Annotated in this window: 23 protein-coding genes; 18 read left to right on the forward strand and 5 right to left on the reverse strand. The window is 58.7% G+C overall.

What is annotated here, in order from left to right; genetic code table 11:
- Positions 1–35: 35 nt before the first annotated feature.
- Positions 36–746 carry an SDR family NAD(P)-dependent oxidoreductase gene (locus tag IEQ42_RS23515; RefSeq protein WP_210705510.1) on the forward strand — a complete coding sequence of 237 codons (711 nt, stop codon included), beginning with the start codon at positions 36–38 and terminating at the stop codon, positions 744–746.
- A 112-nt stretch (positions 747–858) separates the two neighbouring features.
- A complete protein-coding gene (locus IEQ42_RS23520; protein ID WP_210705511.1) occupies positions 859–1,782 on the forward strand; it encodes a LysR family transcriptional regulator in 924 nt (307 codons plus the stop codon).
- 13 nt (positions 1,783–1,795) lie between these two features.
- On the opposite strand, the gene IEQ42_RS23525 is transcribed toward IEQ42_RS23520, so the two are convergent.
- A complete protein-coding gene (locus IEQ42_RS23525; protein ID WP_210705512.1) occupies positions 1,796–2,380 on the reverse strand; it encodes a TetR/AcrR family transcriptional regulator in 585 nt (194 codons plus the stop codon).
- 209 nt (positions 2,381–2,589) lie between these two features.
- Between IEQ42_RS23525 and IEQ42_RS23530 the strand changes: the two genes are divergently transcribed.
- From IEQ42_RS23530 to IEQ42_RS23555, 6 genes are all read left to right on the forward strand, one after another.
- Positions 2,590–3,267, forward strand: a complete 678-nt coding sequence (locus IEQ42_RS23530) for a type 1 glutamine amidotransferase domain-containing protein (protein ID WP_210705513.1) — start codon at positions 2,590–2,592, stop codon at positions 3,265–3,267.
- Positions 3,268–3,386: 119 nt separating this feature from the next.
- The gene (locus IEQ42_RS23535; RefSeq protein ID WP_210705514.1) at positions 3,387–4,511 is read left to right on the forward strand and encodes an alkene reductase; all 1,125 of its coding nucleotides are present in this window, start codon (positions 3,387–3,389) and stop codon (positions 4,509–4,511) included.
- 103 nt (positions 4,512–4,614) lie between these two features.
- Positions 4,615–6,153 carry a cryptochrome/photolyase family protein gene (locus IEQ42_RS23540; protein WP_210705515.1) on the forward strand — a complete coding sequence of 513 codons (1,539 nt, stop codon included), beginning with the start codon at positions 4,615–4,617 and terminating at the stop codon, positions 6,151–6,153.
- A gap of 174 nt (positions 6,154–6,327) precedes the next feature.
- A complete protein-coding gene (locus tag IEQ42_RS23545) occupies positions 6,328–9,243 on the forward strand; it encodes a PAS domain-containing hybrid sensor histidine kinase/response regulator (RefSeq protein WP_210705560.1) in 2,916 nt (971 codons plus the stop codon).
- Between the two features lie 279 nt (positions 9,244–9,522).
- Positions 9,523–9,786: a hypothetical protein gene (locus tag IEQ42_RS23550; protein ID WP_150618203.1), complete on the forward strand. Its 264-nt coding sequence runs from the start codon at positions 9,523–9,525 to the stop codon at positions 9,784–9,786.
- Positions 9,783–10,520, forward strand: coding sequence for a Fic family protein (locus IEQ42_RS23555; protein WP_210705516.1), 738 nt, complete (start codon positions 9,783–9,785; stop codon positions 10,518–10,520). Before IEQ42_RS23550 ends, IEQ42_RS23555 begins: the two co-directional genes overlap by 4 nt.
- Before the next feature lie 85 nt (positions 10,521–10,605).
- Here IEQ42_RS23555 and ycaC (IEQ42_RS23560) read toward each other — a convergent pair whose 3' ends face one another.
- The gene (gene ycaC / locus IEQ42_RS23560; protein ID WP_150618202.1) at positions 10,606–11,238 is read right to left on the reverse strand and encodes an isochorismate family cysteine hydrolase YcaC; all 633 of its coding nucleotides are present in this window, start codon (positions 11,236–11,238) and stop codon (positions 10,606–10,608) included.
- Between the two features lie 199 nt (positions 11,239–11,437).
- Here ycaC (IEQ42_RS23560) and IEQ42_RS23565 point away from each other — a divergent pair, with 199 nt between their 5' ends.
- Positions 11,438–11,761, forward strand: coding sequence for a hypothetical protein (locus IEQ42_RS23565; RefSeq protein WP_210705518.1), 324 nt, complete (start codon positions 11,438–11,440; stop codon positions 11,759–11,761).
- Between the two features lie 38 nt (positions 11,762–11,799).
- Here the strand turns inward: IEQ42_RS23565 and IEQ42_RS23570 are convergent, their stop codons facing one another.
- Positions 11,800–12,798 carry a LacI family DNA-binding transcriptional regulator gene (locus IEQ42_RS23570; protein WP_210705519.1) on the reverse strand — a complete coding sequence of 333 codons (999 nt, stop codon included), beginning with the start codon at positions 12,796–12,798 and terminating at the stop codon, positions 11,800–11,802.
- A gap of 205 nt (positions 12,799–13,003) precedes the next feature.
- On the opposite strand from IEQ42_RS23570, the gene IEQ42_RS23575 reads away from it, so the two are divergent.
- The 3 genes from IEQ42_RS23575 to IEQ42_RS23585 are packed head-to-tail and all read left to right on the forward strand — an operon-like array spanning position 13,004 to position 16,519.
- Entirely contained in the window at positions 13,004–14,167 is a 1,164-nt protein-coding gene (locus tag IEQ42_RS23575) for a Gfo/Idh/MocA family protein (RefSeq protein ID WP_241865834.1), read from the forward strand.
- Positions 14,157–15,239 carry a sugar phosphate isomerase/epimerase family protein gene (locus tag IEQ42_RS23580; RefSeq protein ID WP_210705521.1) on the forward strand — a complete coding sequence of 361 codons (1,083 nt, stop codon included), beginning with the start codon at positions 14,157–14,159 and terminating at the stop codon, positions 15,237–15,239. Before IEQ42_RS23575 ends, IEQ42_RS23580 begins: the two co-directional genes overlap by 11 nt.
- A 41-nt stretch (positions 15,240–15,280) precedes the next feature.
- Positions 15,281–16,519, forward strand: a complete 1,239-nt coding sequence (locus IEQ42_RS23585; protein WP_210705522.1) for a nucleoside permease — start codon at positions 15,281–15,283, stop codon at positions 16,517–16,519.
- 173 nt (positions 16,520–16,692) lie between these two features.
- On the opposite strand, the gene ycaC (IEQ42_RS23590) is transcribed toward IEQ42_RS23585, so the two are convergent.
- The gene (gene ycaC / locus IEQ42_RS23590) at positions 16,693–17,325 is read right to left on the reverse strand and encodes an isochorismate family cysteine hydrolase YcaC (protein ID WP_042558826.1); all 633 of its coding nucleotides are present in this window, start codon (positions 17,323–17,325) and stop codon (positions 16,693–16,695) included.
- A gap of 224 nt (positions 17,326–17,549) precedes the next feature.
- Between ycaC (IEQ42_RS23590) and IEQ42_RS23595 the strand changes: the two genes are divergently transcribed.
- The 3 genes from IEQ42_RS23595 to IEQ42_RS23605 all read left to right on the forward strand — a co-directional run bounded on the left by IEQ42_RS23595 (position 17,550) and on the right by IEQ42_RS23605 (position 20,369).
- On the forward strand, positions 17,550–19,109 hold the full coding sequence (locus IEQ42_RS23595) for a sensor domain-containing diguanylate cyclase (RefSeq protein ID WP_210705523.1): 1,560 nt from the start codon (positions 17,550–17,552) through the stop codon (positions 19,107–19,109).
- 175 nt (positions 19,110–19,284) lie between these two features.
- On the forward strand, positions 19,285–19,890 hold the full coding sequence (locus tag IEQ42_RS23600) for an SCO family protein (protein ID WP_200615918.1): 606 nt from the start codon (positions 19,285–19,287) through the stop codon (positions 19,888–19,890).
- Positions 19,890–20,369, forward strand: a complete 480-nt coding sequence (locus tag IEQ42_RS23605) for a copper chaperone PCu(A)C (RefSeq protein WP_042558824.1) — start codon at positions 19,890–19,892, stop codon at positions 20,367–20,369. Before IEQ42_RS23600 ends, IEQ42_RS23605 begins: the two co-directional genes overlap by 1 nt.
- An 81-nt stretch (positions 20,370–20,450) precedes the next feature.
- Here the strand turns inward: IEQ42_RS23605 and IEQ42_RS23610 are convergent, their stop codons facing one another.
- Positions 20,451–20,942, reverse strand: coding sequence for a hypothetical protein (locus tag IEQ42_RS23610; protein ID WP_210705524.1), 492 nt, complete (start codon positions 20,940–20,942; stop codon positions 20,451–20,453).
- Positions 20,943–21,149: 207 nt separating this feature from the next.
- On the opposite strand from IEQ42_RS23610, the gene IEQ42_RS23615 reads away from it, so the two are divergent.
- The 3 genes from IEQ42_RS23615 (at position 21,150) to IEQ42_RS23625 (ending at position 24,184) form a co-directional block, all read left to right on the forward strand.
- Positions 21,150–21,524 carry a hypothetical protein gene (locus IEQ42_RS23615; RefSeq protein WP_210705525.1) on the forward strand — a complete coding sequence of 125 codons (375 nt, stop codon included), beginning with the start codon at positions 21,150–21,152 and terminating at the stop codon, positions 21,522–21,524.
- On the forward strand, positions 21,521–21,718 hold the full coding sequence (locus tag IEQ42_RS23620) for a helix-turn-helix transcriptional regulator (protein WP_150595422.1): 198 nt from the start codon (positions 21,521–21,523) through the stop codon (positions 21,716–21,718). Before IEQ42_RS23615 ends, IEQ42_RS23620 begins: the two co-directional genes overlap by 4 nt.
- Positions 21,719–21,973: 255 nt before the next feature.
- Positions 21,974–24,184, forward strand: coding sequence for an LTA synthase family protein (locus IEQ42_RS23625; protein WP_210705527.1), 2,211 nt, complete (start codon positions 21,974–21,976; stop codon positions 24,182–24,184).
- The last annotated feature ends 114 nt before the right edge of the window (positions 24,185–24,298 follow it).

Consider the following 24,298-nt stretch of genomic DNA (forward strand, 5'->3'; position numbering starts at 1 on the left):
TACTCAATCTCTATCGATTCAATGAGGAATTCATCATGAGCACTTCCAATAAAGTTGTAGTGGTCACCGGCGCCTCGCAAGGCATTGGCGCAGGCCTGGTCAAGGGTTTTCGCGATCGCGGGTATCAGGTTGTCGCGACGTCTCGCTCCGTCAAACCGTCGTCAGACCCGGATATTCTGACCGTCGCAGGCGACATCGCTGATCCGCAAACCGCCGAGCGGGTGATCCGTGAAGCCGTTGCACGCTTTGGTCGCATCGACACACTGGTCAACAACGCGGGCATCTTCGTCGCCAAGCCGTTCACCGATTACAGCAAAGAAGATTACGCCCAGGTCGTGGCGACCAACATGGGCGGCTTCTTCTACATCACCCAACTGGCCATTGCCGAGATGGAAAAAAACCGTAGCGGCCACGTCGTCAGCGTTACCACCAGCCTGGTCGACCACGCGATTGACGGCGTGCCTTCGGTGCTGGCTTCGCTGACCAAGGGTGGCATCAACGCGGCAACCAAATCGCTGGCCATCGAGTACGCCAAACGCGGCATTCGGGTCAACGCGGTTTCGCCAGGCATCATCAAGACGCCAATGCACGGCGTGGAAACCCACGAAGCGCTGGGCAATCTCCACCCGGTTGGCCATATGGGCGAGATTGATGACATCGTGCAAGCGATCCTCTATCTGGATAACGCGAACTTTGTCACGGGCGAGATCCTGCACGTCGACGGTGGCCAGAGCGCAGGTCATTGATCCAGCCGCTGTCCTTGCCACAACAAACGGCACCGTCGGTCTATACCGGCGGTGCCGTTTGTTGTGGTAAATACCGGAATGAAAGATCCGTTGAGCCTCGGTGTAATCGATTATGAAGCGCCACTTTGAAGACTTGCAGCTGGGCAGTATCGAACTCTTTTGCCTCGCCGCCGAAGCGGGCAGCTTCACCGCGGCCGCGCAACTCGCCGGGGTGACACCGGCAGCGGTGAGCCGGTCGATTCTGCGGCTTGAGCAACGGTTCGGTGCTCGGCTCTTTGCGCGAACCACGCGCAGCATTCGCTTGACCGAGGCCGGTAACAACTTCTTCGTCCAGTGCAACCAGGCGCTGACCCAACTGGTTGAAGCTCAACAAGAGGTCATGGGCGCACAGACAAGTGCGTCAGGAAGATTGCGCATCAGCCTGCCCACCACTTACGGGCATCACCGCATCCTGCCGCTGCTGCCAAAGTTTCGCGCGCTGTACCCCGCCGTCACCGTCGATATCCACTTGGGGAATCGCAACATCGACTTCGTCGCGGAGGGCTACGACTTGGCAATCCGCGTCCGCGCCCAACCGGACTCAACGATGATTGCGCGGCTTTTAGAGGACGCCAAACTGGTGGTGGTCGCCTCGCCCGGGTATCTGCGCAAGGCCGGTACGCCGCAGACGCTGGAGGATCTGGTGGACCACGAGTGCATCCAGTTCGAACTGCCCAGCAGCGGACGGCGGATTTCATGGCTGTTTCAGGAAAATGGCGGCGATCGCGAGATTATTTCGGACGGCGGTTATTCCTGCTCCGACGATGTGCTCGGTGGCGTGACCCTGGCCAAGCACGGCGCCGGGGTGTTCCAGACCTACAAATTCATTGTCGAACAGGAATTGGCGGATGGCCGTCTCGTCGAAGTCCTGCAGCCCTATAAAGGTCGCTCCAGACCTTACACCTTGCTGTATCCGCACGGCCGCTACGTGCCGCAACACGTGCGGGCCTTCGTTGATTTTCTGCTGCAATATCGGGATCAATGGGCGGCGCTTTAGCCGACCGTCGAACTCAAACGCTGAGCAGTTGCCGGGTGGTCGCCATCGACGTATTCAGCGACTGCCCGGTGCGCTGCAACTTGTTCAGCAGGCTGGCGCCCAACCACATCTGGTACAGGGTTTCCGCCAACCGCCGGGCATTGCCCTGAGGAAGGCTGTTTTCAGCCTGGCCCTGCTCGATGCACAGGGTAATGCGCGACACCACTTGTTCGGCGCCATCACGCAAGGTGAGGCGCATCGACTCGGACAGGTCGGCGACTTCGGCGCTGAGTTTCACCACCAGACACTCATCGCCATGCCCTTCGAGCGTGCAGCGGTTCTGCCAGCCCAGCCAGTAATCCATCAATCGCTCATAAGCGGTCAGCCCCGGCAACGTCAGGCGTCGCTCCATGTCGGCGAGGTAGCCGACAAAGTAATCCTCGAGCAAGGCCTGGCCATAGAGCTCTTTGGATTTGAAATAGTGATAGAACGAGCCCTTGGGCACGCCAGCGGTTTGCAGGATTTCATTGAGGCCGACACTGGTGAAGCCCTTCTCGGCCATCATTCGGTGGCCGGTATCGAGCAAGTGTTGGCGGGTGTCGTCGTAGGTCGGTTTCATGGGGCGCAAATTACCAGACAATAGACCAGTCGTATATTTCCAGGGAACGGGAGTTTGCCATACCTGTCAGTGAAAAACCTGCGCAGAAAAAATTACTAGACGACTGGTCTAATTGGAATCTATGCTGCGCTCCGACAACTCATCTCCCGGTGTCGGCGTTTCGCAAATCCGTTGCGCAGCGACGCCACCTGATCAACCAAGGGTGCTTTATGAAAATCTTGATGGTTCTGACTTCGCACGATCAACTTGGCGACACCGGCAAGAAAACCGGCTTCTGGCTCGAAGAGTTCGCCGCTCCTTACTACGCCTTCAAGGACGCCGGCGCCGACGTCACGCTGGTGTCCCCGGCCGGTGGCCAGCCACCGCTCGATCCGAAAAGCGACGAACCCGACGCACAGACCACCGAGACCGATCGCTTTCGCAATGATCCGGCCGCCCAACAGGCATTGGCCAACACCGGGCGTCTGGCGGATGTTCGGGCGGATGATTTCGATGCGGTGTTCTACCCGGGTGGCCACGGTCCATTGTGGGATCTGGCCGAAGACAAGCAGTCGATCGCTTTGATCGAAGCCTTCGACCGCAGCAACAAGCCGCACGGTTTCGTTTGCCACGCACCGGGCGTACTGCGCCACGTTTTGAATGCCGAGGGCAAGCCGCTGATCCAGCATCGCCAGGTCACCGGTTTCACTAACGCCGAAGAGGCCGCGGTCGGTTTGACCGATGTCGTGCCGTTCCTGATCGAAGACGAGTTCCAGCGTCTTGGCGGTTACTACTCCAAGGTCGCCGACTGGCAAGTTCATGTGGTGGCCGACGGGCAATTGGTCACTGGCCAGAACCCTGCCAGCTCCGCAGCGGTCGCCGAAAAATTGCTGAAGATGCTCGGCTGATTTTTCACGCCAAGCCTCACGCGGGAATAACACCCGAACGCCGTGCGCGTCATGCACGGCGTTTTTTTACGCTCACTCAATAGTTGACTGGTCTAATAAACCAGTAAAAAAGGTCATTCATGAACAACAGTAGTTTCTTCACCCCCACCCGATTGGGCCTGCATACCCTGAAAAACCGCATCGTGCTGCCGCCCCTCACCCGCCAGCGCAGTACCCAACCGGGCAACATCGCCAATGAATTGATGGCCGAGTATTACCAGCAGCGCGCCGGCGCGGGTTTGCTGGTGACCGAAGGCACGCAGATCGAGCCACGGGGCCAGGGTTATGCCTGGACGCCGGGCATTCACACCCCCGAGCAAATTGCCGGATGGCGCAAAGTCACCGATGCCGTGCATGCCGTCGACGGGGTGATTTTCGCCCAGCTCTGGCACGTGGGCCGTGTGTCGCACAGCGCGTTGCAACCTGGCGGTGCGGCGCCGGTATCGGCTTCCGCGGTGGCGACCGATCGGGTCAGTGTGTTCATCGAAACCGCGCCAGGCAAAGGCGAGTTGGTGCCGCCGTCCGCACCGCGCGCGTTGAGCGCTGATGAAGTTCAGGAGCTGATCCAGCTCTACATCCAGGCAGCACGCAACGCGATGGACGCCGGTTTCGACGGCATCGAACTGCACTGCGCCAATGGCTATCTGGTCAACCAGTTCATCTCCGCCCACAGCAATCTGCGCACCGATCAATACGGTGGTTCGCTGCACAATCGCCTGCGTTTTCTGCGCGAAGTGGTGGCGGGCGTCGCCGAGTGCATTGGCAAGGAGAAGGTCGGCGTGCGCTTCGCACCGCTGTTCACCACCACCGATGAGGCGCGCACGTACCTGGGCCTGGTCGAGGAAGATCCGCACAACACCTATATAGAAGCGATCAAGGTGCTGGAGGACGTCGGCATTGCTTATCTGTCCATCGCCGAAGCCGATTGGGACGACGCGCCAGCGATGCCGCAAACCTTCCGCCAAGCGGTGCGCGATACCTTCAGCGGCGCGATCATCTATGCCGGGCGCTACAACGCCGAATCCGGTGCGCAGTTGCTCGACTCCGGTCTCGCCGATTTTGTCGCTTTCGGTCGGCCGTTCATGGCCAACCCGGATCTGCCTGCGCGAATCGCCAATGGCTGGCCGCTGAATGCACTGAACCCGGCCACGGTGTATGGCGGCAGCGCTGAAGGTTATATCGATTACCCGGCGTACCCCGGCTAGCAAAAAAACCTATACAAAATCAACTTTTCGTACAACTATCTGAGTAAGGACTTTCCCACCACTGGCTACCTCTATTGCCTCTCATCAGGCTGATTGCGTTCGAATGAAGACTGTTAACCGCTTGTGCCTGGTCCTCGGTGACCAGTTATCTTTCGATCTCGCCTCGTTGCAAGGGCTTGATCGCGAACGCGACACCGTCCTGCTGGTCGAGGTGATGGAGGAAGCCAGCCATGTTCCTCACCATCCGCAAAAAATCGTTCTGGTGTTCAGCGCCATGCGTCATTTTGCTCAGGCGTTGCAGGAGCAAGGCTTTCGGGTGCAGTACGTCAGGCTCGACGATCCGCAAAACACCGGCGCTGTGCCGAGTGAGTTGCAGCGCTGGCATGCGCTTCTAAAGCCGGACGAGTTGCACCTGACCGAATGTGGCGACTGGCGTTTGGAGCATTCGCTGCGCGATTGTGGTTTGCCCATCCATTGGCACAGTGACAGCCGTTTTCTATGCACCCGCGCCGAGTTCGCCGATTGGGCGGCTGGTAAAAAGCAGCTGCGCATGGAGTACTTCTATCGCGAGATGCGCCGCAAAAGCAGGCTGTTGCTCAATGGCGACGGTACTCCGGTGGGTGGCGCGTGGAATTTCGATGCCGACAACCGCAAGTCGCTGCCCAAAGGCGTGAAGCCGCCCTACCCGCTCAACTTCAGCGCGGACCCTGTCACTCAGCAAGTCCTCGCTTTGGTGCGCGAGCGTTTCGCCAGTCACTACGGCGCTGTGGACGACTTCAACTACCCGGTGACCCACGCCGACGCCCAAGCGCTGTGGCAATACTTTCTGGATTTCGGTCTGGCCGGTTTTGGTGATTATCAGGACGCCATGGCCAGCGACGAGCCGTTTCTGTTCCATGCGCGCATCAGTGCCGCGCTCAACATCGGCTTGCTCGATCTGCGGCAACTGTGCAGCGACGTCGAGTCGGCCTATTGGGCGGGCAGCGTTGCCCTGAACGCCGCCGAAGGCTTCATTCGGCAACTGATCGGCTGGCGTGAATATGTGCGCGGGGTCTACTGGCTGAAAATGCCTGACTACGCCGAAGGCAACTCATTCGGTAACACCCGGCCATTGCCGGAGTTCTACTGGACCGGCGAAACACAGATGAACTGCATGCGCCAGGCCATCGGGCAAAGTCTCGAACATGCCTATGCACACCACATCCAGCGGCTCATGGTCACGGGCAATTTCGCCTTGCTGGCCGGCATCGCGCCGAGTGAGATATGCGAGTGGTATCTGGCCATTTACATGGACGCGTTCGACTGGGTCGAGCTGCCCAACACCCTGGGCATGGTGATGCACGCCGATGGCGGATACCTGGGCTCCAAGCCCTACTGCGCCAGCGGCCAGTACATCAAGCGAATGTCCGATTACTGTCGCGACTGTGCCTACAAGGTAAGTGAAAGCACCACCGACAATGCCTGTCCATTCAATGCGTTGTACTGGCATTTTCTGATGCGCCACGGCAACCTGCTGCGCAGCAATCAGCGCATGGGCATGCTCTATAAGAACCTCGACCGCATGCCCGAAGCCAAACAGCAGGCTCTTTGGCAACGCGGGCAAATGCTGCTCGACACGCTGGATAACGGGCAGTCGTTGTAGATCCGCAAGCGCCGCCCTTCAAGGCTGCAACTTATGTAAGGCGCGCCGTGTCAATGGGTCACCCGTAGTGTTCGTTTGCAACGCGTTGAACGAGCCCGGACCACAATAATCAACCAGGCGTGAGTGGTGAAAATCCTGAAACATCTAACCCGCGAAGCGCTTGAATCCGAAGTCATGCGTCTGCGCCAGGCGCTGGAAACCAGCGCAGGACAAACACTCGTCAGCGGCGCACAGCGCGATATCGCCGCGCAACTGGCCGCCAGCCGTGCGGCGCTCGCCGCCAGTGAAGCGCGCCAGCGGGCGATCTTGGAGTGCGCGATCGATTTCGCCATGGTCGCCACCGACCCGCGCGGCAACATTACCGAAGGGAACGCCGGCGCCGTCAATGTCATGGGCTGGAGCGCCGAAGAAGTACTCGGCCAGAGCGCCGCGATTTTTTTCACGCCGACGGATCGCGCCACGGGTCGCGTTGAATTGGAAATGCAACGCGCTTTGCTTGAAGGGCGCGCCTCCGATGAGCGTTGGCACCTGCGCAAGGACGGCCAATTGTTCTGGGCGTCGGGCGAACTGATGCCGCTCTATGCTGACGATCAATCCCACTTGGGCTTCGTGAAAATACTTCGTGACCGCACCCAGGAGCATCTCGCTGGCCGTGCACTATTCGAATCGCAAGAGCGTTATCGCCTGGCGCTCAAGGCCACACGCGATGCGGTCTGGGACTGGGATCTGCAGACCCGGCAGATTGTCTGGAACGAAGCCCTGCAACAGGCTTATGGATTCCCGTGTGCGGCCATCGGCTCGACGAGTGAATGGCGTTTTGCCCAGATCCATCCGCAGGATCGCGAACGCGTCGAGGAATCGATACGCTCGGCCATCGACGGCAGCGGATCGACCTGGAGCGCCGAGTACCGCTTCCGCTGCCAGGACGGTTCCTACGCCGAAGTGCTTGACCGCGGCCACTTGATCCGTGACGCCGACGGCCGCGCCGAACGCATCATCGGCGCGATGCTTGATCTGACGCGCTCGCGCAGTGCCGAAACGGCGCTGCGCCTGAGCGAAGAACGCTTCAGCACCATTCTGGAAACCATCGAAGCCGCATTCGCCATCGTCAAGGTCAAATTCGACGCCGACGATCGTCCGGTGGATTACTACTTCGTCGAGGCTAATCCGGCGTTCGAACGTCAATGCGGGGTCAATCTGCGGGGTAAATGGGTGACCGAGTTTGCACCCAATCTGGAAAAGTTCTGGTTCGAGACCTACGGGCACGTGGCCAAGACTGGCGAACCGGCGAACTTCGAAAGTTACGCCAACACCTTTGAGCGATGGTTCGACGTGCGTGCCGTACGAGTCGGCGATCCGGCCGACCGGCAAATCGCGATCCTCTTTAATGACGTCACCGAACGACGCGACGTCGAAGAGCGCCTGCGCGTCAGCGAAGCACTCGCGCGTGAAAACGTCGAGCGTGTACAACTTGCCCTCGCCGCCGGCGCCATTATCGGCACATGGCACTGGGACCTGCCGACCGATAGCTTTACCGTGGATGAAGCCTTCGCCAAGGTGTTCAATCTCGACCCGGCTCTGGGCCGCACCGGTCTGAGCCTGGAACAAGTGGTGACGACCGTTCACCCTGACGACCGGGACGGACTCATCGGTGCGATTAACGAAGCGATTGCCCGCGGCGGCGCCTATTCACATCAGTATCGGGTGCGCGACGCCGATGGAAAATACAACTGGCTCGAGGCCAACGGGCGCGTCGAGTGCGCCGACGACGGTACGGCGCTGCGCTTTCCCGGCGTGCTGATCGATGTGGAAGAGCGGCGCAGTGTCGAGGCCGAGCGCGATCGGGCCAACGCGGCACTGCGCGCGCTCAACGACACCCTGGAACAACGTGTAATCGCGCGCACTGCCGATCTCATGCAAGCCGAGGAAAAGCTGCGGCAATCTCAGAAAATGGAAGCCGTCGGGCAACTCACCGGAGGCCTGGCCCATGACTTCAACAATCTGCTGGCCGGCATTTCCGCCGCCCTGGAGCTGATGCAAAAACGCATCGCTCAGGACCGCTTCAAGGACGTCGACAAGTATTTGGCCACCGCCCAAGGCGCGACCAAACGTGCGGCGGCGCTCACCCATCGACTGCTGGCGTTCTCCCGGCGCCAGACTCTCGATCCGCGGCCAACGGACGTCAACACACTGATTGTCGGCATGACCGAGTTGATCCAGCGCACCGTCGGCCCGAGCATTCGCTTGAAGACGTTGGTGGCACCCGATCTGTGGCCGGCGCTGGTCGATGCCAGCCAGTTGGAAAACGCTCTGCTGAATCTGTGCATCAACGCCCGCGATGCCATGCCGGATGGCGGCAGCATCACGGTGGAAACCGCCAATCGCGCCGTGGCCGTCGAGTCGGTTCGCACGCTGGACATTCCCGAGGGCGAGTACCTTTGCCTCTGCGTGACCGACACCGGCACCGGCATGAGCACTGAAGTTATCGCCAAGGCCTTCGACCCGTTTTTCACCACCAAACCGCTCGGACAGGGCACAGGCCTTGGGCTGTCGATGATCTACGGCTTCACCAAACAATCCGGTGGCCATGTGCGTGTGCATTCACAAGTTGGCCAAGGCACCACGATGTGCATCTACCTGCCACGCTATCGCGGCGAAGCAAAACAAAATCACGACGCCACCCGCAGCACGACAACACCGCTGGTTAAAGCAGGCGAGACCATTCTTATCGTCGACGACGAACCCACGGTGCGCATACTGCTCAAAGACGTGCTCAGCGAACTCGGCTATACCGTGCTGGATGCGACTGACAGCATCGAAGGCCTTGATACGTTGCGCTCCAACGCGCAGATCGACCTGCTCATCACCGATGTCGGCTTACCGGGCGGCATGAACGGCCGGCAAATGGCCGACGCGGGCCGGGAAATCCGCCCGAAACTCAAGACCCTGTTCATCACCGGCTACGCAGAAAACGCCGTCATCGGCAGCGCTCAACTAGGGCCGGGGATGCAAGTGCTGACCAAGCCTTTTGCGGTCGACACGCTGGTGTCGCGGGTCAGTGATTTGCTGTACGAAGCGACAAAGCCGTAACCCGCAACCGCCCCCTGTAGCTGCGGCACGCTGCGATCTTTTGATCTTGATTGTAAAAATCACAATCAAAAGATCGCAGCCTCGTTTCACTCGAATGCTCCTACAGGTTTGTGTGCTGGCCGAAGATCTGTGAGCGACGCACAAACCTGTGGGAGCGAGCTTGCTCGCGAAGGGGCCGTGTCAGTCGACAGACATGCTGAATGACACGGTGCACCTGCACTGCACGCCGACAGAAACGACACCATGCTATGCTTCAAAGGAGAAAATGAGGGTTTCCAAATGACCAGATCAACCACTGACAGCGTTGCGGCCGAAGTTCGCCAGCTCGCCAAAGAACACCAGGTTACCGCCGACCGAGATAGCCTGAGCCGTATGGCAGTTACGATCACACGCTTGGCTGGCGATGTCGTGGAGCTGGACGGCGTTGAGCAATTGCTCGTCAACCTCAAAAGAAAAGGTGTTTTAAGCAAAACAGAGATCATGGCCCTGCAAGGACGCTACCTGCAGGAAAAAAGGCGCTGCAAAAAACAACTCAGCGCATGACCTTCGACCCCTTCGGCGATTTCGATACAGCAGGTTATCTTCAAAACTCGCTCAAACTCAAAGACCCCATCGAAGTAAAGGAGTCTGAGCACCTCTCATTCGAAGCCAGTATCGATGAGGCTCTTGCCTATCTAGCCAAGAAAAAGCCCATCGACTACAAAACCATCCTCAAAACCCACGAAATCCTATTCTCCGGTTTTTACCCTTGGGCGGGGAAAGACAGGAATGAGCTGGTTCCCCATCTGGCAGTTTTCAAGGGATCGAAAGACGATCCTCATCACACGATATTTGAGCGTCCGGAGCTGATCAAAAGGTCAGTCGAATACGCGCTTGAACTCGCAGCCAACAAGAAACGCTTCCGGACCCGACCGGGTGAGGTAATGGGCCAACTGGCTTCTGCTCACCCCTTTCTGGATGGCAATGGACGCACAATCCTGCTGGTTTACATGGAACTGTGTTTTCGGACCAAATTCGCCATCGACTGGTCAAAGACAAGCAAGGACGACTACTTGCGAGCGCTCAGCGAAGAAATTCGAGATCCTTTCCAAGGCCATCTGGATGATTACCTGGCGCCTTTCATCGTCAACATCTCCAGCCGAGAAGAATGGCCAGAAATGATTGGCCGTATAACGGGACTGGATGGTCTGGACAAGGAAGGCATTACGTACCAGAGTCTTGATGATCCAGAGGTTCAGCAGCTCTACAAAACGTACCGGGCGCGGCCTTTCGAATGATGGTCATCTGGGAATTCTGATTTTGTACCGCAGAAGAACCAAAAGCCTGCTTTTCAGGGCAGGCTTTTCGTCAGTCGCCGTCGACTTACTTTTGCTGCGCCGTCAGCGCCGCATAACCATTCATCAAGTTGCGATAGTTCGGGATCCGCTGCGACAGCAGATTACCCAGTCCTTCGATGTCGTTGCGCCAGTCGCGGTGCAGCTCACAGGCTACCGAGAACCAGTTCATCATCTGTGCGCCGGCCTGAGTCATGCGGATCCATGCGGCTTGTTGCACGGTGGTGTTGAAAGTGCCGGAGGCATCGGTGACCACGAACACATCAAACCCTTCGGCCAAGGCTGACAGTGTCGGGAATGCCACACAAACATCGGTGACCACGCCAGCAATGATGATCTGCTTGCGGCCGGTGGCTTTGATCGCCTTGACGAAGTCTTCGTTGTCCCAGGCATTGATCTGGCCTGGACGGGCGATGTAGGGCGCATCCGGGAACATCTCTTTCAGTTCCGGTACCAGTGGGCCGTTCGGGCCTTGTTCGAAACTGGTGGTGAGGATGGTCGGCAATTCGAAGAACTTCGCCAGATCGGCCAACGCCAGAACGTTGTTCTTGAATTCGTTCGGCGAGAAGTCCTGCACCAGAGAAATCAAACCGGTCTGGTGGTCAACCAGCAGTACTACGGCGTCGTCTTTGTTGAGGCGGTTGTAGGTTGGCGTGTTCATCTGTGCAGTCCTTTTTAGTTGGGGAAGTTCTTGTTGCGTTCAAGATGGGCTCAGATTACTGACACTCCAGCGCTGGATAAATCGGCTGAAAAGCGTTTGACCGTCAACCCAAAAAGGACAATCCAAAACATCGATCTGAATCCCCTCGCGCCTTCGGGGTCGATGGGTAAGGCAGGTTCGCTGACAGAGGAATAAACAGATGCACCCAACCACGCCTGACGGCCGTTATTTCGTGGTCAAAGAACGGCTTTGGCGATGCAGCAACCCGTCTTTGGACCCGCAACAACGCCAGCATCTCGTCGACGACTTGATGACTGCGCGACGCGAAATCAAAGCGGCGAAGTCGCTGGGTGACCCGCAAGAATTGAAAACAGCCAGGGCGCATGTGCAAGCCGCCAAAGTGGCACTGGGCGAACGTGGCCCGGTCTGGTGGGAGGACGGCAGTGCGGATTACAACCGATACAAAGTGAGCAACACGCCGTATGCCGAGTGGTATCAAACGCTGAAGCCGCAAAGCGATTAAAGCGTTCGCTACCTGCGCAATGAGTGCTGACAGATGAGTCAGTCAAGTCGAGCCGTGCTGTCACGTGGCGTCAGCTGGAACGGCAACACCACATGTCGGGCAGGCAACGGCTGCTTCTCGATCAGCGCAATCAGCATTTCGACGGCTTTCTCGCCGAACATTTCCGCCGGTTGGGAGATGGTTGTCAGCGGCGGATCGCAATAAGCCGCCATCGGAATGTCATCGAATCCCGCCAGCGAAATATCCTCCGGGACGCGCAACCCCTGCTCCTTGATGCGCTTCAACGCACCAATCGCCATCTCGTCATTTTCACAAAACAGCGCACTCGGCCGGTCAGCGAGCGCAAGCATTTTTCCGGCGCCGGCATAGCCCGCAGCCAGACTGAAATCCCCGTGACAAACAAGCGCATCGTCCAGCGCAAGGCCCGCCTGGCGTATCGCCTGCTCGTACCCCGCCAGACGATCTCGCGTCAGCGGACTGCCTTTCGACCCTTTGATCAGGCCTATGCGCCGATGCCCAAGCGCAATCAAATGCTCGGTCATCGCCTTGGCGGCCGCGACGTTGTCGAGGCTGATTGTCGGATGACGCCCTTGCTGGATCACTTCGCAGGCATTGACGATCGGCGGCAGATCCTTCCCCGCCATTGAGCCTTCGAAGGGATCGAAGGCGCGCAGTTGAATCACGCCATCCGCTTGATGGGCGTACACCAGATCGGCGAACTGGCGTTCCAGTGCTTCGCGGCCCTGAGTGTCGCAGAGCAACAATCTGTAGCCGGCGGCGTGCGCAGCCTTTTGCGCACCGCTGATGACCCGGGCGAAAAACGTGTTGGCAATGGTCGGGACCAGAATCACCAGGTTCCCGGTTTTGCGTGAGCGAAACTGCACCGCCATCAGGTTCGGCCTATACCCGGCCTGTTCGACGGCAGCCATGACCCGATCGCGGGTGTCGGGCAGTACGCGCTCCGGCGACTTCAGCGTTCTTGACACTGTTGCCACCGAAACGCCCGCCAGCCGTGCCACTTCGCGGATATTGGACAAATCTGGCTCGCTCTTTCAATCAAATCGGCCGCCGAGCTTACCGCACAGCGGCGCGCGCCGAAACGCCGACATTCGTCAGGCGAGGTTTGACAGCGGTGCATTTCAAGCCTAGATTTCGCCTGCGATGTAACCGGTTACATAATAGACAACTTATGCACTCTCCACAGAGACAATTGCCATGATTGCTGCTGCTCGAAGAATAAGAATGGGCTTCGTCGGTGGGGGTGAAGGCGCCTTCATCGCTCAGGCACACCGGCAGGCCGCCGGCCTCGATGGTCGCTTCGAACTGGTCTGCGGTGCGTTCAGCCGAGACGTGCAAAACAATCAGCGCAGCGGCGCCGCACTCGGGCTGCCCGCGCAACGCTGTTATGACACCTGGCAAGACATGCTCGCCGCCGAATCCATGCTGTCGCCCGCTCAGCGCATGGAACTGCTGGTGATCGTCACGCCTAATCACTTGCACGCGCCTGTTGCCAGCGCAGCGTTGAGCGCCGGTTTCCATGTTTTCAGCGAGAAGCCTGCTGCGCTCAATCTGGCCGAAGTGCAGGCGCTCGAACGCGTCGTCCGCAGCAGCCAGCGAATCTACGCGCTGGCGCACACGTATCTGGGTTACGCGATGGTCTGGCAGGCCCGGGAAATGGTCGCCAGCGGCGTTATTGGTCGCCTGCGCAAAGTCCTCGTCGAATACCCGCAAGGCTGGCTCAGCACCGACGTCGCCGGCCAAGGCAACAAGCAGGCCGACTGGCGCGACAACCCAGAGCAATCGGGCATCGGCGGCTGCATCGGTGACATCGGCACTCACGCGTTTTCCCTGGCTGAGTTTGTCGCCGGTCAGCCCATCGAGTTCATCAGCGCGATGCTCGGCTCGCATTTCAGCAGCCGTCAACTGGATGACGACGCCGCCATGTTGTTCAAAATGGCCGACGGCGCCAGCGGCGTGTTGATCGCCAGTCAGGTCTGCGCCGGTGAAGAGAATCCGCTGAAAATTCGTCTGTATGGTGACAAGGGAGGCCTTGAGTGGCGTCAGGAAGAGCCCGCCAGTCTGACCCACCGACCATTGAACGAACCCATGCGCGTGCTGCGATCCGGTCTCGGCCAAGCGTGGTTATGTGAAGCTGCAACCCGACGCATGCGCCTGCCCGCCGGGCACCCGGAAGGTTATCTGGAGGCCATGGCCAATCTGTATGGCGACCTCGCGCAGGCGATTCTTGCGGGCACGAGCGGCCCTGATGCGCCAGGCGTACCCGGCATAGAGACCGGCCTGCGCGGCATGGCCTTCATCGAAACGGCTATCGCCAACCATCGCGGTGATGCCAAGTGGAGCGAAATACCTCGCCAGTCAATCGGAGCATCCGCCAATGAAAACTGATCAAACAAACCCTGGCGGCATGCGCGGCCCGGGCATCTTTCTCGCGCAATTCATCTCGGACGAAGCGCCCTTTGACTCCCTCGCCAACATTGCACAGTGGGCGGCCTCGCAAGGCTACAAGGCCATCCAGTTGCCGACCCTTGGCACGCGTTTCATTGATCTTGAGCGCGCCGCCGACAGTCAGGATTACTGCGACGAACTCATCGCAATCTGCGCCAAGGCCGGTGTGGTGATCAGCGAATTGTCGACGCATCTGCAAGGCCAACTGGTCGCGGTGCATCCGGCGTTCGACAGCCTCTTCGACGACTTCGCCCCACAGGATGTGCGCGGCAAGCCGCAAGCGCGCACCGAGTGGGCGATCAACCAGATGAAGCTCGCGGCGCGCGCCAGTCAGCGCCTGGGGCTGACAGCCCATGCAACCTTTTCCGGCGCCCTGCTCTGGCCGTATGTCTACCCGTGGCCGCAACGACCTGCCGGTCTGGTCGAGCAAGGTTTTGCTGAACTGGCCAAGCGCTGGCTACCCATACTCGACTGTTTCGACGAGGCCGGTGTCGACCTGTGTTACGAAATCCATCCCGGCGAAGACCTGCACGACGGCGCCTCTTTCGAACGCTTTCTTGAGGCGGTGAATCATCATCCGCGCGCGGCGATTCTGTATGACCCGAGCCACTTGTTGTTACAGCAGATGGATTATCTGGGCTTCATTGATCGCTATCACGAGCGCATCCGCATGTTTCATGTGAAAGACGCAGAGTTCCGTCCCGATGCACGCTCCGGTGTCTACGGCGGCTATCAAGGCTGGGTTGATCGTCCGGGCAGATTCCGCTCGCTGGGCGATGGCCAGATCGACTTCAAATCGATCTTCAGCAAGTTGACCCAATACGACTTCAACGGCTGGGCCGTGCTCGAGTGGGAATGCTGTCTGAAAGATGCTGCGCAAGGCGCTGCCGAAGGCGCCGCATTCATTGAACAACACATGATCACCAAGACCCGCAAGGCGTTCGACGACTTCGCCAGCGTGAGCGCTGACGCGCAATCGAATCGACGTCTTTTGGGGCTCCAAGACCACTGATTTACCGCTGTTACCGACATAAAAATAATACGGTGATTGAAATGAACGTAATGAATGCGCGACTCAGCGTCATGATGTTTTTGCAGTTTTTTATCTGGGGTGGCTGGTTCGTCACCCTCGGCACCTTCCTCACCACAACGCTGGCGGCCAGCGGTGGGCAGGTGGGGATGGCGTTTTCGACCCAGTCCTGGGGAGCGATCATTGCGCCCTTCGTCATTGGCCTGATTGCCGATCGATTCTTCAACGCCGAACGCATCCTGGCGGTGCTGCACCTGATCGGCGCAGTGCTGCTGTTCCAGCTCTATCGGGCGGCGGATTTCAGCGATTTTTATCCCTATGTGCTGGCCTACATGATGGTCTACATGCCGACGCTGGCCCTGGTCAATGCGGTGGCGTTCCGCCAAATCAAAGACCCCGCCCTGGAGTTTTCGCGCATACGGGTCTGGGGCACCGTCGGCTGGATTGTCGCCGGCATCGTCATCAGCTTCGGCTTTGCCTGGGACTCCCAACAGGCCATCGCGGCGGGCGGCCTGCGCAACACTTTCCTGATGTCTGCCGTTGCGTCGCTGGTATTGGGGCTTTACAGCTTCAGCCTGCCGAACACCGCCCCGCTGAAATCCACTGAAGGGTCGGCAAGCCTGAAGCAGATGCTGGGTGTGGATGCGTTGAGTCTGCTCAAGGATCGCAGCTATCTGGTGTTCTTCCTCGCGTCCATTCTGATCTGCATTCCCCTGGCGTTTTATTACCAGAATGCCAACCCGTTCCTCGCCGAAATCGGCGTCACCAATCCGACGGCGAAGATGGCCATCGGGCAAGTGTCCGAAGTGCTGTTCATGCTGCTTCTGCCGCTGTTCATTCAGCGCTTCGGCATCAAGATTGCGTTGCTGGTCGGCATGCTGGCCTGGGCGCTGCGATACGTGCTGTTTGCCTTCGGCGATAACGGTGATCAGGCGTTCATGCTGCTCATCGGTATTGCCCTGCACGGCGTTTGCTACGACTTTTTCTTCGTCTGCGGGCAGATCTACACCGACGCCAAGGCCCCAGAGCGCTTTCGCAGCTCGGCTCAGGGCCTGATTACCCTGGCGACTTACGGTTTGGGCATGCTCGTCGGCTTCTGGATCGCCGGCCAGATTACCGACCACTTTGCCTCACCAAACGGGCATGACTGGCGCAGCATCTGGCTGTTTCCGGCCGGTTTCTCGGTCGCGGTGCTGCTGCTTTTCTGGCTGACGTTCAAGGGGCGGGACAGCGACAAGGCGGTGGTCCCCTCACCCGTTTAGACACTATCGTCCCCTGTAGGAGCTGCGGCACGCTGCGATGTTTTGATCCTGATTTAAAGATCAGAATAATCGCAGCCCCGCTGCACTCGAATGCGCCTACAGGATGTTGTGTGTTCAGTTGAACGAACTAAAGCCTGCTTTTCAGGGCAGGCTTTTAGTCAGTCAGCGTCGACTTATTTTTGCTGCGCCGTCAGCGCCGCATAACCATTCATCAAGTTGCGATAGTTCGGAATCCGCTGCGACAGCAGATTGCCCAGTCCTTCGATGTCGTTGCGCCAGTCGCGGTGCAGCTCACAGGCTACCGAGAACCAGTTCATCATTTGTGCGCCGGCCTGAGTCATGCGGCTCCATGCGGCTTGTTGCACGGTGGTGTTGAAGGTGCCGGAGGCGTCGGTGACCACGAACACATCAAACCCTTCGGCCAGTGCCGACAATGTCGGGAACGCCACACAAACATCAGTCACCACGCCGGCAATGATGATCTGCTTGCGGCCAGTAGCCTTGATCGCCTTGACGAAGTCTTCGTTGTCCCAGGCGTTGATCTGGCCTGGACGGGCGATGTAGGGCGCGTCCGGGAACATCTCTTTCAGTTCCGGTACCAATGGGCCGTTCGGGCCTTGTTCGAAACTGGTGGTGAGGATGGTCGGCAGTTCGAAGAATTTCGCCAGATCGGCCAGGGCTAAAACGTTGTTCTTGAACTCGTTTGGCGAGAAGTCCTGCACCAGAGAAATCAAACCGGTCTGGTGGTCAACCAGCAGTACTACGGCGTCGTCTTTGTTGAGGCGGTTGTAGGTTGGAGTATTCATCTGTGCAGTCCTTTTTAGTTGGGTAAGTTCTTGTTGCGTTCAAGATGGGCACAGATTACTGACACTCCAGCGCTGGATAAACCGGCTGAAAAGCGTTTCACCGTCAACCCAAAAAGGACAATCACGCGACGCTGATCACGGATTTAGCTGCGATCCCGAACTTCGCGGCGATCCTTGTCATACTGTTACCCGCTTCACGTGTGCAATAAACCAAGGAGATGTTCATGCTCGGACGCCCCTCGCCAGAGCCGAACACAGACAACCCCGCATCCCTGAAAGCCGTGCGCGCCGGATCGACGTTCCGCCTGACGGTGAGTTTCATGCTGGTAGTGGTCATGGCCTTCCTGGCGGTCGAGAGCTGGCGAACCTGGCGCGACTACCGTGCAGCCTTCGATTCTGCGCGCAACTCGGTGACCAATCTCGCCCGCGCCACGGCCCAGCATGCCGAAGACACCATCCGCCAGATGGACGTGCTGACTGCCGCCCTGAGTGAGCGGATCGAAGGTGATGGCCTGCAAAACCTCGATGTCCCGCGCATCCATAAGTTGTTGGTGCAGCAATCGACAATCATGCCGCAGCTGCACGGTTTGTTTATCTACGGCCCTGATGGACAGTGGATCGTCACCGACAAGGAGGTGACGCCCGAGACCGCGAACAACGCCGATCGCGATTATTTCCAGTACCACCGCACCCATGAAGATCGCCATGTGCGCATCGGCGATGTGGTCCAGAGCCGCTCCACGAAAGACCTGATCATTCCCATATCACGCCGGCTGAACAATGCCGATGGCTCGTTCGCCGGCGTGTTGCTGGGCACGGTCAAGGTCAGCTACTTCGTCGATTACTACGGTGACTTTCGCATTGATGACAAAGGCGCGCTGGTGCTGGCCAGGCGCGACGGCACCATCCTCGTGCGCCGCCCGTTCATCGCCTCGGTGATCGGCAAAAGCCTGGCCAACAGCGAGATCTTCAAGACCTATTTACCCATCTCCAACTCAGGCATCGCGCAAGTGCGCGCCGTCGTCGACGACACCGAGCGCTTGTATGGCTATCGCGCCCTCACGACCTATCCAGTGGTGGTCGAGGCGGGTCTGTCGCGTGATTCAATCATCGAACCCTGGCAGCAGGATTTGCTGAAGAACGGCTTCGTGCTGGTGTTTCTGATTCTGGTGCTGAGCTGTTTCGGGCTCATCGTCCTGAGCCAGTTGCGCCAGCGTATGGCGATGGAACGACAAATCCGCCACGCCCATCAGACCATGCGCGACATGGCATTGACTGACGCCCTGACCGGGCTCGGCAACCGTCGACGCCTGGACAATTCGCTGGCCGATGAAATTCGATTGACCCGTCGCCAAGGCTCGGCGCTGTCGTTGATCATGCTCGATGTCGACCACTTCAAACGCTACAACGACCAATACGGGCATGCGGCGGGTGATGATTGCCTGAGCGCGGTCGGGCAGGCGATCCAGCAAGCGGTCAAACGCCCGGGTGACCTGGCCGTACGCTATGGCGGCGAAGAGTTCACCGTGTTATTGCCCAATACCGACAGCGCCGGGGCGATTCAGGTCACCGAGGACATTTTGCAGAGTATTCGTGCGCTGAAGCTGGAACATGCCGGACATCCTCTGGGGTATGTCACAGCCAGTGCCGGCATAACCACACGTCATCCCGTCGACGACACGGTCACGTCGGCCTCGTTGTTGAAAGCGGCCGACACTTGTCTCTACGAGGCCAAGCAACAGGGGCGCAACCGTTGGTGTTTAAGTTCGACGGTGATGAGCTGATAGCGCCTTCCTCGCTCGGACGCGTCACTTTTTCTTACACCTTTTGTCGCCCTGCGACACCCTGTCAGCCGATCGAAAACCGACTCGCCGGTTCAGTTTGGTATCATGCGCCGCTTTTACGGTTAACCCACCCCGCCGGTCCTGCCGACTGACGGGCTGCAAAAGGCGGTATTAGATGACGGCTTTGTTGACTCGCCGCAAGGTACTTGCGGGAATGGGCGTACTCGGGCTCGGCCTGCTCGCCGGCTGCGACACCCGCGGCCAACTGTCGTACAAGTACGGCAAGGATCTGAGCAACAAGATCATGGGCCGCACCTTCAAACTGAAGGACACCGACGGCGATACCATGACCCTGTCGAGCTTCCGCGGCCTGATGCCGATGGTGTTCTTCGGCTTCACCCAGTGCCCGGCGGTCTGCCCGACCACCCTGGCCCGCGCGGCAAAAATCAAAAAACTGATGGGCAGGGACGGCGATCGCTTGCAGGTGATCTTCATCACCCTCGACCCCGAGCGCGACACGCCGCAAATCCTCGACGCCTACGTCAAAGCCTTCGACCCGACGTTCGTCGCGCTGTACGGCACGCTTGAGGAAACCAAGGCCACGGCCAAGGAATTCGACGTGTTTTTCGAGAAGGTGCCGGCCGGCGACACCTACACCATCTCGCACACTTCCACCAGTTACGTCTTCGACTCGCGCGGCGAACTGCGCCTGGGTCTGTCCACCTCGCTTTCGGCAGAAGAATGCACGGAAGATTTGCTTACTGTTATGGAGGTTTGCTAATGCAACCGGTTCTGAACAACATCAAACGCGCGGTACTCGGTCTGTCCCTGCTGGGCCTGGCCTTTCAGGTTTCGGCGCAGACCAAGGTCGACGATGCGTGGGTGCGTGCAACCGTGCCGTCCCAATCCGCCAGCGGCGCGTTCATGACCCTGACCGCCGACAGCGACAGCAAGTTGCTCAGCGTCGCGACCCCAGTGGCCAAGGACGTGCAGATCCACGAAATGAGCATGAAGAACGACGTCATGAGCATGGGCCCGGTCAAATCGGTCGACCTGCCGGCTGGTAAAGCCGTCAAGCTTGATCCGAACGGTTACCACGTCATGCTGATGGGCCTGACCGGTCAGTTGAAAGAAGGCGAATCCGTGCCGCTGACCCTGACCGTGGAAAACGCCAAGGGCGAAAAAGAAACCGTTGAAGTGAAGGCCAGCGTGCGTTCGCTGACCAACATGGAAGGTCACGATCACAGCAAAATGCATTGATCTGACTAAGCGGTAACAAAAAAAGGGGCGGCCTGATCGTTGATCAGTCCGCCCCTTTTTTTGCTTTTGCTGTGCACCGCATCAACGCTTGCGGGCCAATGCGTTGCGCACGCTCTCTCGTGACATCCCCGATCCGGAACGGGGCACGGCTGGAGCTGCGCTTACCTGAGCCAGCTGTTCCTTGCGCTTTGCCACTTGGCGCCACTGGTAACCGAAATATCCGGCTGCAACGAAAAACCCCAGCCAACCGAAAACCGACCCGACGAAGAACCACAGCCCGAGGGTGATCAGCACGGTTTTCCAGGTGAACAACTTCAAGCTGTCATCGGCAGGCACTGGTTCAACCGGCGTCTGGTGCGCCACAGGTATTTTCTGCACCTCGTTCAGATCAAAGCGCAGCGCGAAGTCCGCGCCGGGAACATGGGCGTCAAGTCGATCGCCTACAGCGGAATGCACACGCACCTCGCCATTAACGACCGACACCGAGCTGAAACTGATCTGCCTTTCGTAGTGAATCTCGCCGTTGACCAGCGTCACGACCGTCCGTTGTTCGGCCTTTGAGGTTTCGCGCATGTCGATTCCTTGAGAGTTGCACGTCGAAGATGTGCACAGGGAAAGTCCGTTGAGCGCAAATGCTACTGAGTGGCCATTACCCTGTCCAGAAAGCAAGACGTTAAATGCCAAGGATGAAGGGCTGTAGCCAAGCTGATGGAAAGCCTACTTTACATCGGGAGAAAATTCAGCAAGCATGTAAAGGGTCTTTTACATAGGAAGTAAAGCATGAAGCGGTATTACCTCGAAATGGGCGCGGCGTTGACTCTCTACGTGTTGGTGCTGATCGCGTCATTGATCGTCTCGCAGTACCTGATGGAGGCCAACATTGCGCTGCGTTCAGCCGTCGCCCTGACGCCGATCCTCCCGGCAGGTTTAATGTGCTGGGCCATCGTGCGCAACATGCGCCGCATGGATGAAATGCATCTGCGCATCCAGTTCGAAGCACTGGGCTTCGCCTTCGCCGCCTCGGCACTGCTGACCTTCAGCTACGGCTTTTTGGAAAACGTCGGTGCCCCGCATATTCCATGGACCTGCGTCTGGCCGGTGATGGGCTTGATGTGGATCCTCGGCCTGCAGATCGCCCGGCGCCGCTACCAATGAAAAACCGCCTCAAGGCACTGCGCGCCGAGCGCAAATGGTCTCAGGTCGATCTGGCTGAACGCCTGAACGTGTCGCGCCAGACCATCAATGCCATCGAAAACGAACGCTACGATCCAAGCCTGCCGCTGGCCTTCCAGATTGCCCGGGCGTTTGAGCTGTCGATTGAAAGCATTTTTGATGATGGCTTGAACTGAGCAAAAGTCGGTGCATGCGGATTCCAGTTTCGGTTAAACAGCCTGAAACAAAAAAACACCTGCACCGATTCGCCTGCCGTATCCCGGTTAATTGTCAGACACCCGACCCTGACTGGGCTCCAGGCCGGCGCCCACGCTTACAAGTTCTCCCGACATCGGATCAACTTCAAGTTTTAAAAGGCGATCAGACAGCTGACCCTTGGTATCATCGTTCACACTTTTTTGACGATTTAATGACTGGAAGGTCTTTTTTTTGTGAGCGCTCTTTTTCGCTGGTTGCGGCAACCACATGCCCGCCTGTTCTCTCTGATTCTGCTGGTACTGATCGTGCCGGTGTGCCTGCGCGCGGCGCTGGACTGGTCGACACCGCTTGGCTACTTGTCGGATTTGGCTATCGGCAGTCTGCTGGTGGTTCTGCTGCATCGCCGGGCATGGTGGCTGGCGATGCCGGTGCTGCTGTTCTGGGCGCTGTTGGCGGTGGCAACGGCCGAGTTGGTCAGCGCTGTTGGCCGTTTGCCGAATCCTTCCGATCTGCATTACCTGATTGATCCGCAATTTGTCGAAAACTCCACCGGTGGTGGTTTGGCGCATCCGGCGCTGGGCATCACATTGCTGCTGGCCTTGGCGTTCTGGCTGCTGACGCAGTTCACCGGTCGCGGCATTGTCCGCCCATCCCTGCCCCGCGCGGTCTGGAGCGCGCCGCTGGTATTGTTCGCCGCGCACTGGGGCACGCAGAATCTGTGGCCGAGCGAGGACGATCCGTGGCGCGCGTACAACCTGCCGCATCAATTGCTCGCCACTCAGGTCGCCGATATTCAGATTCAGGCCGAGGAATGGCTTGACGGTGATGTCGAAGAAGCCACACCGGCGATGGCCGGGCTCACCGACGTCGACCTCAACGGTCAAAAACTGCTGGCCGGGCCGGGGCAAGCACGCAACGTCTTGATCATTGCCCTGGAAGGCATTCCCGGGGCTTACATCCGCGCCAATCGCGAAGCCATCGGCAGCCATTATCAGGAAGACCTCATGCCCAACCTCAGCCGCTGGGCCGAGCGCGGCATGAACACTCCGGATTACGTTCTGCACACGCACCAGACCATTCGCGGTTTGTACGCGATGCTCTGTGGCGATTACGACAAACTCAACAACGGCACGCCCAAAGGCGTGGAAATGCTCACCCAGAAAGAACGCAATCAGGCCTGCCTGCCGGCACAGTTGCGCAAACATGGCTTCAGCACCCACTACCTGCAAGGCGCCGGCCTGCGCTTCATGGCCAAAGACAAGATCATGCCGCACATCGGTTTCGATGCGACTCATGGCCTGGAATGGTTCACCAATGCCAACTACCTGGAGTTTCCGTGGGGCAAGGATGACAAAGCGTTCTTCGAGGGTGCGCTGGATTACGTCGGCCAACTGAACAAGCAGAAACAGCCGTGGATGTTGACGTTGTTGACGGTGGGCACGCATCAGCCCTACTCCGCGCCGGAGGAATACCTGGAGCGCTACGAGACACCCAAACAGGCCGCCGTCGGTTATCTGGACGATGCCCTGGAGCAGTTCCTCGCAGGGCTTGAGCGCCAAGGTGTGCTCAAAGACACGCTGGTGGTGATCACGTCCGATGAATCCCACGGCATCGACGGCGTACGTCTGGCCTCGTCATGGGGCTTCAATCTGACGCTGGCGCCGGAGCAGCCAAAACTGCCGCGACTAAATGCCGGGGTCTATGGTCATGTTGATCTGAGCACGTCTATCCTCGACTACTTCGACCTGCCGGTGCCGTCCGCGCTGAGTGGCCGTTCGCTGTTTCGCGACTACGATTCCGGTCGCGAAATCATGTCGTTCACCAACGGCAAACTGCGCTATCACGACGGCCAGGGCATCTTCTCCGAATGTGACATGCCGCGCCGCTGCCGCTATTACGAAAGCGCCGGCTTCATCGCCGAGAGCGCCACCTTCAAGGGCAGCTACAGCGGCCAGCGCGCCCGGCAAGTCGCCGCCCGCGCCACGGCACTCGACCTGTCGCTGCTGCGCACCCCGCTCAACCATCGCTATCAGTTCGGCAGCACCAACGTCATTGCGCTGCAAGCACAAATCAACGACGACTGGGCCGACAACCTGATCGGCGCGCAATACCTGGAAATGCCCAAGGGCTCGCACACCCGCGTGCGCCTGACCGTACGCTCTGTCGATCCGCAACAGGCGGCGTATATCCAGCTCAAGGCCAAGGAATTCGAGCAGGACGTGCAACTGGGCTTGCCAGCAGAAATGGTCGCCACGGCGGATCAACCGCTGGAGATGGATTTCAGCTTTGATAACCCGCAGCAGCGCAAGGCGTTCTCGTTCCATTTGCTGGGTTATGGACTGGGTGCGGTGGAGGTGACGGATTTCAGTGTGATTACTGAAATACCGGGGCAGGAAGATATCCTGGATGAAGTGTTGGAGGATGAAGCGGGCCAGTCCAGCTGACGCACCCGGCAATCCGATCAATCGCACAATCCCTGTAGGAGCTGCCGCAGGCTGCTCCTACAGGGGGTTATGCGCTATGCCGAGTGAGGGTTTTGCAGCAATATCTACGGTAAA

It is taken from the genome of Pseudomonas iridis (assembly GCF_017980685.1).
GTDB classification, from domain to species: Bacteria; Pseudomonadota; Gammaproteobacteria; order Pseudomonadales; family Pseudomonadaceae; genus Aquipseudomonas; species Aquipseudomonas iridis.

Bases quoted from the DNA above. Each gene is read 5' to 3' on its own strand.
- IEQ42_RS23555 (WP_210705516.1), top strand. From the start codon at position 9,783: ATGACCTTCGACCCCTTCGGCGATTTCGATACAGCAGGTTATCTTCAA.
- IEQ42_RS23535 (WP_210705514.1), top strand. From the start codon at position 3,387: ATGAACAACAGTAGTTTCTTCACCCCCACCCGATTGGGCCTGCATACC.
- IEQ42_RS23525 (WP_210705512.1), bottom strand. From the start codon at position 2,380: ATGAAACCGACCTACGACGACACCCGCCAACACTTGCTCGATACCGGC.
- IEQ42_RS23515 (WP_210705510.1), top strand. From the start codon at position 36: ATGAGCACTTCCAATAAAGTTGTAGTGGTCACCGGCGCCTCGCAAGGC.
- IEQ42_RS23610 (WP_210705524.1), bottom strand. From the start codon at position 20,942: ATGCGCGAAACCTCAAAGGCCGAACAACGGACGGTCGTGACGCTGGTC.
- IEQ42_RS23595 (WP_210705523.1), top strand. From the start codon at position 17,550: ATGCTCGGACGCCCCTCGCCAGAGCCGAACACAGACAACCCCGCATCC.
- IEQ42_RS23620 (WP_150595422.1), top strand. From the start codon at position 21,521: ATGAAAAACCGCCTCAAGGCACTGCGCGCCGAGCGCAAATGGTCTCAG.
- IEQ42_RS23580 (WP_210705521.1), top strand. From the start codon at position 14,157: ATGAAAACTGATCAAACAAACCCTGGCGGCATGCGCGGCCCGGGCATC.
- ycaC (WP_150618202.1), bottom strand. From the start codon at position 11,238: ATGAACACGCCAACCTACAACCGCCTCAACAAAGACGACGCCGTAGTA.
- IEQ42_RS23540 (WP_210705515.1), top strand. From the start codon at position 4,615: ATGAAGACTGTTAACCGCTTGTGCCTGGTCCTCGGTGACCAGTTATCT.
- IEQ42_RS23585 (WP_210705522.1), top strand. From the start codon at position 15,281: ATGAACGTAATGAATGCGCGACTCAGCGTCATGATGTTTTTGCAGTTT.
- ycaC (WP_042558826.1), bottom strand. From the start codon at position 17,325: ATGAATACTCCAACCTACAACCGCCTCAACAAAGACGACGCCGTAGTA.
- IEQ42_RS23545 (WP_210705560.1), top strand. From the start codon at position 6,328: ATGCGTCTGCGCCAGGCGCTGGAAACCAGCGCAGGACAAACACTCGTC.
- IEQ42_RS23575 (WP_241865834.1), top strand. From the start codon at position 13,004: ATGGGCTTCGTCGGTGGGGGTGAAGGCGCCTTCATCGCTCAGGCACAC.
- IEQ42_RS23600 (WP_200615918.1), top strand. From the start codon at position 19,285: ATGACGGCTTTGTTGACTCGCCGCAAGGTACTTGCGGGAATGGGCGTA.
- IEQ42_RS23520 (WP_210705511.1), top strand. From the start codon at position 859: ATGAAGCGCCACTTTGAAGACTTGCAGCTGGGCAGTATCGAACTCTTT.
- IEQ42_RS23530 (WP_210705513.1), top strand. From the start codon at position 2,590: ATGAAAATCTTGATGGTTCTGACTTCGCACGATCAACTTGGCGACACC.
- IEQ42_RS23550 (WP_150618203.1), top strand. From the start codon at position 9,523: ATGACCAGATCAACCACTGACAGCGTTGCGGCCGAAGTTCGCCAGCTC.
- IEQ42_RS23615 (WP_210705525.1), top strand. From the start codon at position 21,150: ATGAAGCGGTATTACCTCGAAATGGGCGCGGCGTTGACTCTCTACGTG.
- IEQ42_RS23605 (WP_042558824.1), top strand. From the start codon at position 19,890: ATGCAACCGGTTCTGAACAACATCAAACGCGCGGTACTCGGTCTGTCC.
- IEQ42_RS23565 (WP_210705518.1), top strand. From the start codon at position 11,438: ATGCACCCAACCACGCCTGACGGCCGTTATTTCGTGGTCAAAGAACGG.